Genomic DNA, 11,613 nt, shown 5'->3' with positions numbered 1-11,613 from the left:
CCAGTACCCCACCGGCGTCCCCCTCCACCCCGACCGGCGCACGGCCGTCGTCGACTGGGCGCGGGCCACCGGGGCAGTGGTCCTGGAGGACGACTACGACGGCGAGTTCCGCTACGACCGCCGGCCCGTCGGCGTGCTCCAGGACCTCGATCCGGAAAGGGTGGTCTACCTCGGCACCACCAGCAAGAGCCTGGCGCCGGGGCTGCGGCTGGGCTGGATGGTGGTGCCCGAGGCGCTGCTCGGCCCCGTCCTGGCCGTCCGCCGCGAGACGGCCGAGACCTGCGGCGTCCTCGACCAGCTCACCCTCGCCGACTTCCTGGACTCGGGGGCGTACGACCGGCATGTGCGCGCCATGCGGTTGCGCTACCGGCGCCGGCGCGACCAGCTCGTGGCCGCGCTCGCCGAGCACGCCCCCGCGGTACGCGTCACGGGCATCGCGGCCGGGCTGCACGCCGTGCTGGAACTGCCGCCGGGCGCCGAGGAGCCGGTGCTGGAGGCGGCACGGCGGGCGGGGGTGGCCCTGGAGGGGCTGGCACGCTTCCGCCACCCGGCGGCCGCCCCGGCACCCGGCCCCGGCCGCGACGCGCTCGTCGTGGGCTACGGCACCCCGCCGGAGCACGGCTTCTCCCCGGCGGTGGAGGCACTGTGCGCGGTGCTGCGCGGCGCCCTCGGATGACCCGCCGGGGAGGGGGTGACCCGCCGGGGGCGGCCCACCGGGAGGCACCCCACCGAGGGGCGCCGCACGGCCCCGCGCCCGTACTCAGGAGCCCAGCACCGCGCCGAGCCGCTCCAGACCCCAGTCCAGGTCCTCCTTGGAGATCACCAGCGGCGGGGCGACGCGGATCGTCGAGCCGTGGGTGTCCTTGACCAGGACGCCCCGCTCCATCAGCCGCTCGGAGATCTCCCGGCCCGTGCCCAGGGACGGGACGACGTCCACGCCCGCCCACAGCCCGCGCCCGCGCACCGCCTCGACCGCGCCGCCGCCCGCCAGCAGGCCCAGCTCGTGGTGGAGGTGCTCGCCCAGCTCGGCCGCCCGCTGCTGGAACTCGCCGGTCCGCAGCATCGCGACCACCTCCAGCGCCACCGCGCAGGCCAGCGGGTTGCCGCCGAACGTGGAGCCGTGCTCGCCGGGCCGGAAGACGCCCAGCACCTGAGCCGAGGAGACCACCGCCGAGACCGGCACGATGCCGCCGCCGAGCGCCTTGCCCAGCACGTACACGTCCGGTACCACGCCCTCGTGCTCGCACGCGAACGTCCGGCCCGTGCGGCCCAGGCCCGACTGGATCTCGTCCGCGACGAACAGCACGTTCCGCTCGCGGGTCAGCGCGCGGACCCCCGCCAGATAGCCCGGCGGCGGCACCAGCACGCCCGCCTCGCCCTGGATCGGCTCCAGCAGCACGGCGACGGTGTCGTCCGGGTTCTCGTCGAGCGCGGCCCGCATCGCCTCCAGGTCGCCGTAGGGGACGATGTCGAACCCCGGCGTGTAGGGGCCGTAGTCGGCACGCGCCTCGGGGTCGGTGGAGAAGCTGACGATCGTGGTGGTGCGGCCGTGGAAGTTGTTCTCGGCCACGATGATCCGCGCCCGCCCGTCGGGGACGCCCTTGACCCGGTAGCCCCACTTGCGGGCCGTCTTCACCGCCGTCTCCACCGCCTCCGCTCCGGTGTTCATCGGCAGCACCGCCTCCATGCCGCACAGCTCGGCCAGCTCCGTGCAGAAGGCGGCGAAGCGGTCGTGGTGGAAGGCGCGGGAGGTGAGGGTGAGCCGGTCCAGCTGCGCGTGGGCGGCGGCCAGCAGCCGGGGGTGGCCGTGGCCGAAGTTGAGCGCCGAGTAGCCGGCGAGCATGTCCAGGTAGCGCCGGCCCTCCACGTCGGTCATCCACGCCCCCTCGGCCGAGGAGACCACGACCGGCAGCGGGTGGTAGTTGTGCGCGCTGTGCGCGTCGGCGGCGGCGATCAGTTCGGCGGGGGCGGGGGAGGCGGACGATTCTGCCGAGGTGGCCATGGAACGCTCCGTGTCGGGTGGGCGGAGTGGACGTGTGCACCGGCGATCGTGCGGCGGTCGCCGCGTGTGATGCCTATCTCTATCGTCGTACGCCCGCTTCGCACCGAAACCCTCCGGCGCGGCGTGTTCCGGGGCGCCGGCACGCCGGTACGGCCCATGTCCGAAGGCCGTACCGGAGCCGCTTCCGGGACCTCGTCCGGGGCCTCGTCCGGGCCCGTGCCCGGCCTCGCACAGGAGGCGGAACACGGGTGATCCCGGCGGCGGCCCTCTGCGAGAATGACGCCATGGCCACTGACCGTCCCCGTGTACTCTCCGGCATCCAGCCCACCGCGGGCTCCTTCCACCTCGGCAACTACCTCGGTGCCGTCCGCCAGTGGGTCGACCTGCAGGACACCCACGACGCGTTCTACGCCGTCGTCGACCTGCACGCCATCACCATCCCGCAGGACCCGAAGGAGCTGCGTGCCGCCACCCGGCTGGCCGCCGCCCAGCTCCTGGCCGCGGGGCTCGACCCGGAGCGCTGCACCCTGTTCCTCCAGAGCCACGTGCCCGAGCACACGCAGCTCGCCTGGGTGATGAACTGCCTCACCGGCTTCGGCGAGGCCTCCCGGATGACCCAGTTCAAGGACAAGAGCGCGCGGCAGGGCGCCGAGGCCACGACGGTCGGCCTGTTCACCTACCCCGTCCTCCAGGTCGCCGACATCCTGCTCTACCAGGCCGACAGCGTCCCCGTGGGCGAGGACCAGCGCCAGCACATCGAGCTGACCCGCGACGTCGCCGAGCGCTTCAACAGCCGCTACGGCCACACCTTCACCGTCCCCTCGGCCTTCATCCTGAAGGAGACGGCGAAGATCTACGACCTGCAGGAGCCGACGGTCAAGATGAGCAAGTCGGCCGCCTCCCCCAAGGGCGTGGTCAGCCTGCTCGACGAGCCGAAGACCTCCGCCAAGAAGATCAGGAGCGCGGTGACCGACACCGGCACCGAGATCCGCTACGACGAGAAGGAGAAGCCCGGCATCAGCAACCTGCTGGTGATCTACTCCACCCTCACCGGTACCGGGATCCCGGAACTGGAGCAGCAGTACGCGGGCAAGGGCTACGGTGCCCTCAAGACCGACCTGGCCGAGGTCGTCGCCGCCTGGGTGACGCCCTTCCGGGAGCGCACCCAGGAATATCTGGACGACCCCGAGACGCTGGACTCGGTGCTGGCCAGGGGAGCGGAGAAGGCACGCGAGGTCGCGTCGCGGACCCTGGCCGCGGCGTACGAGAAGGTGGGCTTCGTACCCGCCAAGCACTGACAGGGCGGCAGGCGGCCAGGGGGAGAAGGAAACGGCAGGGACGAGGAAGGAGAAGCACGTGGGGACCGTCACGCTCGGTGTATCGATCGCGGTCCCGGAGCCCTACGGCAGTCTGCTCCAGCAGCGGCGCGCCGGCTTCGGTGACAGCGCGGCCCACGGCATCCCCACCCACGTGACCCTCCTGCCGCCGACCGAGGTGGACGCCGTGTGCCGGCCCGAGATCGAGGAGCACCTCGCCCGGGTGGCGGCGGCGGGACGGGCCTTCCCGATGAGGCTGTCGGGTACGGACACCTTCCGCCCGCTGTCGCCGGTGGTCTTCGTCCAGGTCGTCGAGGGCTCCTCGGCCTGCGGGTGGCTCCAGGAGCGGATCCGGGCCGAGGACGGCCCGCTCGCCCGCGATCTCCGGTTCCCCTACCACCCGCACGTCACGGTCGCCCACGGCATCGCCGAGGAGGCGATGGACCGGGCCTACGCGGAGCTGGCCGACTTCGAGGCCGCCTGGACGGTGACGGGCTTCGCGCTGTACGAGCAGGGCGAGGACTGCGTGTGGCGGCTCCGCAGAGAGTTCTCCTTCGGCGGTTCCACACCCCTGCCCCTGCCTCCGCAGCCGGACTTCTTCAGGCCTCCGGCCCCCTCGCTCTGACGCGCCCCGGCGCGCGGAACAGGGGGCCGGCCGCGGCCCTCCCGGGCCGCGGGAACGCTCAGGACGCCCGGACCCCTCAGGGCGTCCCGGCGTCCTTCGCCGGGGACTTCGAGGGTGCCGGGGCCTCAGGGGAATCGGGGTGCGCGGTCCCGCCGGACCCGGCGGCGGGCCCCTCCCCGCAGTTCTCCGCCTCCTTCGGGGCCTCCTCCGGGCCCTTCACGCCCTTCGGGGAGCCGCTCCTCCCGTTCCCGTCCCCCGCGGCCTCACCGGCGCCTCCCGGCCTTCCGGGGGCCGGCGGCCTCGTCACGATCCTCTCCAGGGCACCGGGGTTCCCCGGGCTGCCCAGGACCGCCGGGCCCTGCGGGCCGCGCCCCGGGCGGGGCGTACCGGCCGTGCCCGGCAGCGGCCAGCGCCGGTGCACCCCGTACGCGCCCGCGCCGAGCGCGACCAGGAGCGACGCCACGATCATCAGGGCCGTACCGGCGCCGTCCGACGGCTCGTGCGTCCTGGACGCGGTGGGCGTGGTGGGCCCGGCGGGCCGCTCGCCGGCCCCGCCCGCCTGGTTGCCGGGCCTGTCGTCGGTGTTCTTGCCGAGCCCGTTCGCGGCCCCCTCGGGCGGCACCAGCTCGCCCACGGGCTCGGTCTTCCCGGCCGCCTCGAAGCCCCAGTCCAGGAGGTCGGCGGTCTCCTCGTAGACGCTCAGGCCGCCTCCCTCGGGGTGCATGGCGGTCACCAGCAGCACCCGGTCGCCGCGCTGGGCGACGCCGGTGAAGGTGGAACCGGCGTTGGTGGTGTAGCCGTTCTTGACGCCCGCGATGCCCTCGTACGGCTCCAGGCCGGGGGCGCCGGTCAGCAGGCGGTTGGTGTTCTGGATCTCGAAGGTGCCGCGCTTCTTCTTCCCGTCCTTCCCCTTCTCCACGTCCCCGGGGAACCGGGCGCGGACGGTGGCCGCGTACTCGCGGAAGTCCGGCTTCCGCATTCCCGAGCGGGCGAACAGGGTGAGGTCGTAGGCGGAGGAGACGTGCCCCTCGGCGTCGTAGCCGTCGGGGCTGACGACATGGGTGTCCGTCGCGCCGAGCCGTCTGGCGTGCTCGTTCATCTCCCGGACGGTCTTGTCCACGCCGCCGTTCAGCTCGGCCAGCGCGTGCACCGCGTCGTTGCCCGAGCGGAGGAAGACGCCCTTCCACAGGTCGTCGACCGTGTAGGTCAGGCCCTCCTTGAGGCCCACCATGCTGCTGCCCGGGCCGACCCGGAGCAGCTCCTCCCGCGAGACGCGGTGGACCCGCTCCTTGTCGAACTTCGGGAGCAGGGTGTCGGCGAAGAGCATCTTGATGGTGCTGGCCGGGGCGAGCGGCCAGTGCGCGTTCTTCGCCGCCAGTACGTCGCCGGTCTCGGCGTCCGCGACGATCCACGCGCGCGAGGTGATCGAGTCGGGCAGTTCGGGGGTGCCGGCCCCGGCCCGCGGTTCTATCTGTACACCGGGGAGGCCGAGGCGTTCCCCGCCGACCGCGGACATCCGCGCGGGCGGGGAGGGCTCCTTGGGCTTGTCCGACACGGCGTGCGCCGCGGCCGGAGCACCCGCGAGGAGACAGGGCAGGAGCAGGGCGGTGGCGGCGGCGAGGCCGCGGGCGCTGCGCACTCGGCGCGCGCGGACGATTACGCGGTGAGTCTTCGACACGGAGCGAACGTATCGGCTCGGCGACGGCGGGGAACCCCCGAGAGGACCATCGCGGTGGCGGGAGACGCCCCTGTCAGTGATTCCATTGGGCCGATAGACATACTTGTAGGTGTGAAACTCTCTCGCCCCATCTCGTGGTTCCTGCTCGCCTTCGGGGCGTGGAGCTGGTTCGTGTGGACCAACTTCACCAGGAACCTGTGGAAGGACAGCAGCGGCATGGCGTTCGACGACGCCGGCGACCCGACCACGTACTTCTGGATCCACCTGGTACTGGCCGTGGTCTCGCTGGTGCTGGGCACGGCCATAGGGATCATCGGGCTGCGCGGTCTGCGGGCACTGCGCGCCTCACGCGACGGCTGACGGCCGGCGGCCGGCGGAACGCACGACGGCCGCCGGTACGTTCGGCTGAGGACAGGCAACAGGGCAGGAGAGTGAGCGGGGCATGGCCGTGGTGTTCGTGGGCGTCCTGGTGCTGGTGATCGCCGTCCTGGCGGCGGTGCACTGGTACCTGTGGCGGCGTCTGGTGCGTGACGTGGCGGCGCGTGGCACCTGGTACAGACGGGTGGGCACGTCCCTGCTCGTCCTGCTGCCGCTGACCGCCGTCGCGGCGCAGAGCGCCGGACGGGCGGACGTGCCCTTCCTGCTGAAGCAGATCCTCGCCTGGCCGGGCTTCCTCTGGCTCGCCATGGTGCTCTACCTGACGCTGGCCCTGCTCGCGGGCGAGGCCGTGCGGCCGCTGCTGCGCCGCTTCCTGGAGCGGCGGGACGCGCGGCGGGCGGCCTCGCCCGCGAGCGGGAACGGCGCCGAGGAGACCGGGGAGGGCACCGGGCGCGGCGCCGCGACGGCGCCGCGCCCCGCCGCCTCCGCCGCCGCGTCCGCCGAGGAGGGCGCGGGCGGCGGAGCCCCGGCCGGGAAGGCGCGTACGGCCGTCGCGGACCGCGACGGCGCGGACCCCGGTCCCGGGACCGGCGGGACCGGCACCGCGACCGGCACCGCGACCGGCACCGCGACCGGCGCCGGCCCCGGGGAGCGCCCGCCGGCCGGTCCGTCGCGCCGGCTGTTCGTGGCCCGCACCGTGGCCGCCGCGGCGGGCGTCGCGGCGGCCGGGACGGTCGGCTACGGCACGTACGGCGTGATGCGCGGCCCGAAGCTCAAGCGCGTCACCGTCCCCCTGGCCAAGCTGCCCCGCGCCGCCCACGGCTACCGCATCGCCGTCGTCAGCGACATCCACCTCGGCCCCGTCCTGGGCCGCTCCCACACCCAGCGGATCGTGGACACCATCAACCGGGCCGACGCCGACATGGTCGCCGTCGTCGGCGACCTGGTGGACGGCACCGTCGCCGAGCTCGGCAGCGCCGCCGAGCCGCTGGCCCGGCTCCGCTCGCGCGACGGCTCGTACTTCGTCACCGGCAACCACGAGTACTTCGGCGACGCGGGCGAGTGGATCGACCACGTCCGCGAGCTGGGCCTGCAGCCGCTGGAGAACGCCCGCCGCGAGCTGCGCCACTTCGACCTGGCCGGCGTCAACGACCTCGCGGGCGAGGAGGAGGGCCAGGGCCCGGACTTCGCGCGGGCGCTCGGCGACCGCGACACCTCCCGCGCGGTGGTCCTCATGGCCCACCAGCCGGTCATGATCCACGACGCGGTGGACCACGGCGTCGACCTCCAGCTCTCCGGCCACACCCACGGCGGCCAGATGTGGCCCGCCACCTATATCGCCCAGGCCGCCAACCCCACCCTCGCCGGCCTGGAGCGCTACGGCGACACCCAGCTCTACGTCAGCCGCGGCGCGGGCGCCTGGGGCCCGCCGGTGCGCGTGGGCGCCGAATCCGACATCACCGTCGTCGAACTCGCCTCCGGGCAGGCCTGAGCCGCCCAGGCCCGGAATCCCGCCTCCTTTCCGAGTACGGGGACGCATGCCGTGCTCCGGAAGGGCCGTCAGCGTCCACCGCATGGAGAACACCGACACCGTTTCCCCTTCGCTCTCCCTGGCCCCCGGCCCCCGGCCGCCCCGGGCGCACCGCGGCCGACCGGGCCGCGTCGGCCGGGCTCGCGGTGGTGGCGCCGGCAGCGGGCTTCCTCACGGGGGTGATCGGGCCGCTGATCGCCATCGCCTGCGGCTCCTGTCAGGACGGCGTACGAGGCCCCTTGCGCTTCGACGGCGCCCTGATCGCCGTCGCGCGGTACGCGGTGCCGCCGGTGACCCTGGGGACAGTGGCCGGGGTGTTCACGTCCCGGAGGTACGGCCGGGTGGCCGGCGCCGGCCTGGGAGTGCTTGCGGCCCTGCTGGTCACGATGCTGGTCCTCGGCCGTTTCACGGCCTGACCGGCAGGGGCCGTGCGCACGCCGAAGGCGCCCGGCCGGGTCTCCCCGGCGGGCGCCTCCGTGCCCCGGGCCGCCCGTGGCGGGCGGCCCGGAGGGGGTGTCAGTAGCGGCGCGTGATCAGCGCGCGCTTGACCTCCTGGATGGCCTTGGTGATCTCGATGCCGCGCGGGCAGGCCTCCGTGCAGTTGAAGGTGGTGCGGCAGCGCCAGACGCCCTCGCGGTCGTTGAGGATCTCCAGACGCTGCTCGCCGCCCTCGTCGCGGGAGTCGAAGATGAAGCGGTGCGCGTTGACGATCGCCGCCGGGCCGAAGTACTGGCCGTCGTTCCAGAACACCGGGCACGAGGAGGTGCACGCGGCGCACAGGATGCACTTGGTGGTGTCGTCGAAGCGCTCGCGGTCCTCGGCGGACTGCAGGCGCTCGCGGGTCGGCTCGTTGCCCTTGGTGATCAGGAAGGGCATCACGTCCCGGTAGGCCTGGAAGAACGGCTCCATGTCGACCACCAGGTCCTTGAGGACCGTGAGCCCCTTTATCGGCTCGATGGTGATCGGCTTGTCCGGGTTGATGTCCTTGATCAGCGTCTTGCACGCCAGCCGGTTGCGGCCGTTGATGCGCATCGCGTCGGAGCCGCAGATGCCGTGCGCGCAGGAGCGCCGGAAGGTCAGCGTGCCGTCGATCTCCCACTTGATCTTGTGGAGGGCGTCCAGGACGCGCTCCTTGGGGTCGATCTCCAGCTGGAAGTCCTGCCAGGTGACCTCGTCGGAGACCTCCGGGTTGAACCGGCGGATGCGGAAGGTCGCGGTGATGTAGGGGGAGTCCGCCGCCGTGCCGCCGGCACCGGCCTGGGACTTCTCCATGACGGGAGTGGCCATCAGTACTTACGCTCCATCGGCTGGTAGCGGGTCTGCACGACCGGCTTGTAGTCCAGCCGGATCGACTCGGTGCCGTCGTCGCCCACCTCGCGGTACGCCATGGTGTGGCGCATGAAGTTGACGTCGTCGCGGTTGGGGTAGTCCTCGCGGTAGTGGCCGCCGCGGGACTCCTTGCGGGCCAGCGCGGAGACGGCCGTCACCTCGGCCAGGTCGAGCAGGTTGCCCAGCTCGATGGCCTCCAGCAGGTCGGTGTTGAACCGCTTGCCCTTGTCCTGGACGGACACGTTCCTGTACCGCTTGCGCAGGGAGGCGATCTCCTCGACGGCCTCCTTGAGCGTCTGCTCGGTGCGGAAGACCATGACGTTCTTGTCCATGGTTTCCTGGAGCGCCTTGCGGATCTCGGTGACCCGCTCGCTGCCCTCCGAGGAGCGCAGCGCCTCGACCTGGCCCTGGACGAACGCGGCCGGGTCCTCCGGCAGGTCCACGTAGTCGGCGGTCGCCGCGTACTCGGCGGCGGCGATGCCCGCCCGGCGGCCGAAGACGTTGATGTCCAGCAGCGAGTTGGTGCCCAGGCGGTTGGCGCCGTGCACGGACACGCAGGCGACCTCCCCGGCCGCGTACAGGCCAGGCACCACCGTGGTGTTGTCGGCCAGCACCTCGCCCATGACGTTGGTCGGGATGCCGCCCATCGCGTAGTGCGCGGTCGGCTGGATCGGGATCGGGTCGGTGTACGGCTCGATGCCCAGGTAGGTGCGCGCGAACTCGGTGATGTCCGGCAGCTTGGCGTCGAGCTGCTCCGGCGGCAGGTGGGTGAGGTCGAGGTAGACGTGGTCGCCCTCGGGGCCGCAGCCGCGGCCCTCGCGGATCTCGGTGTAGATCGAGCGGGAGACGACGTCGCGCGAGGCGAGGTCCTTCATGACGGGCGCGTACTTCTCCATGAAGCGCTCGCCGTCCTTGTTGCGCAGGATGCCGCCCTCGCCGCGGGCGCCCTCGGTGAGCAGGATGCCCATGCGCCAGATGCCGGTCGGGTGGAACTGGAAGAACTCCATGTCCTCCAGCGGCAGGCCCCGGCGGAACGCGGCGGCCTGGCCGTCACCGGTCAGGGTGTGCGCGTTGGAGGAGACCTTGAAGAACTTGCCGTTCCCGCCCGAGGCGAAGACGACGGCCTTGGCCTGGAAGACGTGGATCTCGCCGGTGGCCAGCTCGTAGGCGACGACGCCCGCGGTGCGCTTGACCCCGTCGACCTCGCTGAGCAGCAGGTCCAGGACGTAGAACTCGTTGTAGAACTCCACGCCCTCCTTGACGCAGTTCTGGTACAGCGTCTGGAGGATCATGTGGCCGGTGCGGTCCGCGGCGTAGCAGGACCGGCGCACCGGGGCCTCGCCGTGGTTGCGGGAGTGGCCGCCGAAGCGGCGCTGGTCGATGGTGCCGTCCGGGGTCCGGTTGAACGGCAGGCCCATCTTCTCCAGGTCGAGGACGGCGTCGATGGCCTCCTTCGCCAGGATCTCGGCGGCGTCCTGGTCGACCAGGTAGTCACCGCCCTTGACCGTGTCGAAGGTGTGCCACTCCCAGTTGTCCTCCTCGACGTTGGCGAGGGCCGCGGCCATGCCGCCCTGGGCCGCGCCGGTGTGGGAGCGGGTGGGGTAGAGCTTGGTCAGCACCGCGGTGCGGCTGCGCTTGGTCGCCTCGATGGCGGCGCGCATCCCGGCGCCGCCGGCGCCGACGATGACGGTGTCGTACTTGTGGATCTTCATGATGAAAGCGCCTCAGCCCCGGCTCTAGCGGATGTTCGGGTCGAAGGTGAAGATCACCAGCGTGCCCAGCAGGACGGTGAACACCGTGGCGGTGTACAGCAGCATCTTCAGCCAGAAGCGGGTGCCGTCACGCTCGGCGTAGTCGTTGATGACGGTCCGCAGACCGTTGGCGCCGTGGAGCATCGCCAGCCACAGCATCAGCAGGTCCCAGGTCATCCAGAAGGGCGAGGCCCAGCGACCGGCCACGAAGGCGAAGTTGATCTTGCTGACGCCGCCGTCCAGGACGAGCTGGATCAGCAGGTGGCCGACCACCAGCACGACCAGCACGATGCCGGACAGCCGCATGAACAGCCAGGCGTGCATCTCGAAGTTGCCGGGCGTGAACTTCTTGGCCGTCCGGCTGGTGCGGGCGCGGGGCGGCTCGATGACGGGGGCGGGGTTGTCTACGTCGTAGGCCATGTCGTCAGCTCCCGAACAGCTCGCTCACGGCGTGCCCGAGGACCGGGTACAGCGCCCCGATCATCAGCACGATCCAGATGCCCATGACGGTCCACAGCATCTGGCGCTGGTACTTGGTGCCCTTCGACCAGAAGTCGACGGCGACGACCCGAAGGCCGTTGAGCGCGTGGAAGAGGATGGCGGCCACGAGGCCGTACTCCAGCAGCGCGACGATGGGCGTCTTGTAGACCGCCACGGTGTCGTCGTAGGCCTCCGGGGAGACGCGGACGAGCGACGTGTCCAGGACGTGCACGAACAGGAAGAAGAAGATGAGGACGCCGGTGACTCGGTGAGCCACCCAGGACCACATGCCTTCCCGGCCGCGGTACAGCGTTCCAGCCGGCACGGAAATACCCTCCGGGAGCGGTTTACGGGGCCGGCCGGCTTCGGTGTCGGTCTGGCCCGGCCGGGTACGGTCCACCGGCCGATGGCCATGGTAACGACGTCCTGTCGGTGTGGTTCCTCCGGGGGGTCAGATGTGATCAATCAGGCACGGACGGGCTAGGAGCCCGGCCGGGGGCCGTGGTACGGGCCGGGGCCGGTA

Annotated in this window: 12 protein-coding genes; 6 read left to right on the top strand and 6 right to left on the bottom strand. The window is 72.3% G+C overall.

Going from position 1 to position 11,613, the window contains the following annotated elements:
* The coding region (locus L7D48_RS18810) for a PLP-dependent aminotransferase family protein (RefSeq protein ID WP_237880628.1) at positions 1-676 on the top strand (676 nt) is incomplete at its 5' end.
* An 84-nt stretch (positions 677-760) separates the two neighbouring features.
* On the opposite strand, the gene rocD is transcribed toward L7D48_RS18810, so the two are convergent.
* A complete protein-coding gene (gene rocD / locus L7D48_RS18805) occupies positions 761-2,002 on the bottom strand; it encodes an ornithine--oxo-acid transaminase (protein ID WP_237880627.1) in 1,242 nt (413 codons plus the stop codon).
* Positions 2,003-2,286: 284 nt separating this feature from the next.
* On the opposite strand from rocD, the gene trpS reads away from it, so the two are divergent.
* Together trpS and L7D48_RS18795 are read left to right on the top strand one after the other, a co-directional pair.
* Positions 2,287-3,300 carry a tryptophan--tRNA ligase gene (gene trpS / locus L7D48_RS18800; RefSeq protein ID WP_237880626.1) on the top strand — a complete coding sequence of 338 codons (1,014 nt, stop codon included), beginning with the start codon at positions 2,287-2,289 and terminating at the stop codon, positions 3,298-3,300.
* A gap of 58 nt (positions 3,301-3,358) precedes the next feature.
* Positions 3,359-3,943, top strand: a complete 585-nt coding sequence (locus L7D48_RS18795) for a 2'-5' RNA ligase family protein (protein WP_237880625.1) — start codon at positions 3,359-3,361, stop codon at positions 3,941-3,943.
* A 76-nt stretch (positions 3,944-4,019) separates the two neighbouring features.
* Here L7D48_RS18795 and L7D48_RS18790 read toward each other — a convergent pair whose 3' ends face one another.
* Positions 4,020-5,621 carry a D-alanyl-D-alanine carboxypeptidase gene (locus L7D48_RS18790; RefSeq protein ID WP_374492798.1) on the bottom strand — a complete coding sequence of 534 codons (1,602 nt, stop codon included), beginning with the start codon at positions 5,619-5,621 and terminating at the stop codon, positions 4,020-4,022.
* Positions 5,622-5,732: 111 nt separating this feature from the next.
* Here L7D48_RS18790 and L7D48_RS18785 point away from each other — a divergent pair, with 111 nt between their 5' ends.
* The 3 genes from L7D48_RS18785 to L7D48_RS18775 all read left to right on the top strand — a co-directional run bounded on the left by L7D48_RS18785 (position 5,733) and on the right by L7D48_RS18775 (position 7,946).
* Positions 5,733-5,981: an SCO4848 family membrane protein gene (locus L7D48_RS18785; protein ID WP_237880624.1), complete on the top strand. Its 249-nt coding sequence runs from the start codon at positions 5,733-5,735 to the stop codon at positions 5,979-5,981.
* 82 nt (positions 5,982-6,063) lie between these two features.
* Complete coding sequence (locus L7D48_RS18780) at positions 6,064-7,491, top strand: metallophosphoesterase (RefSeq protein ID WP_237880623.1); 1,428 nt, start codon at positions 6,064-6,066, stop codon at positions 7,489-7,491.
* Between the two features lie 188 nt (positions 7,492-7,679).
* Entirely contained in the window at positions 7,680-7,946 is a 267-nt protein-coding gene (locus L7D48_RS18775; protein ID WP_237880622.1) for a hypothetical protein, read from the top strand.
* A 100-nt stretch (positions 7,947-8,046) separates the two neighbouring features.
* Here the strand turns inward: L7D48_RS18775 and L7D48_RS18770 are convergent, their stop codons facing one another.
* Genes L7D48_RS18770 through sdhC form a run of 4 tightly spaced genes read right to left on the bottom strand, consistent with a single transcriptional unit; the run spans position 8,047 to position 11,415 of the window.
* Positions 8,047-8,817 carry a succinate dehydrogenase iron-sulfur subunit gene (locus tag L7D48_RS18770; protein WP_237880621.1) on the bottom strand — a complete coding sequence of 257 codons (771 nt, stop codon included), beginning with the start codon at positions 8,815-8,817 and terminating at the stop codon, positions 8,047-8,049.
* A complete protein-coding gene (gene sdhA, locus L7D48_RS18765; protein ID WP_237880620.1) occupies positions 8,817-10,571 on the bottom strand; it encodes a succinate dehydrogenase flavoprotein subunit in 1,755 nt (584 codons plus the stop codon). Before sdhA ends, L7D48_RS18770 begins: the two co-directional genes overlap by 1 nt.
* Positions 10,572-10,595: 24 nt before the next feature.
* The gene (locus L7D48_RS18760) at positions 10,596-11,030 is read right to left on the bottom strand and encodes a succinate dehydrogenase hydrophobic membrane anchor subunit (RefSeq protein ID WP_237880619.1); all 435 of its coding nucleotides are present in this window, start codon (positions 11,028-11,030) and stop codon (positions 10,596-10,598) included.
* A 4-nt stretch (positions 11,031-11,034) separates the two neighbouring features.
* On the bottom strand, positions 11,035-11,415 hold the full coding sequence (gene sdhC, locus L7D48_RS18755; protein ID WP_093661581.1) for a succinate dehydrogenase, cytochrome b556 subunit: 381 nt from the start codon (positions 11,413-11,415) through the stop codon (positions 11,035-11,037).
* Between the last annotated feature and the right edge of the window lie 198 nt (positions 11,416-11,613).

Origin of the sequence: Streptomyces sp. ICN903 (assembly GCF_022015835.1) — a bacterium.
Taxonomy (GTDB): domain Bacteria; phylum Actinomycetota; class Actinomycetes; order Streptomycetales; family Streptomycetaceae; genus Streptomyces; species Streptomyces fenghuangensis.
The sequence above is the reverse complement of the archived record's forward strand: the minus strand, read 5'-3'. Positions and strand labels throughout refer to the sequence as shown.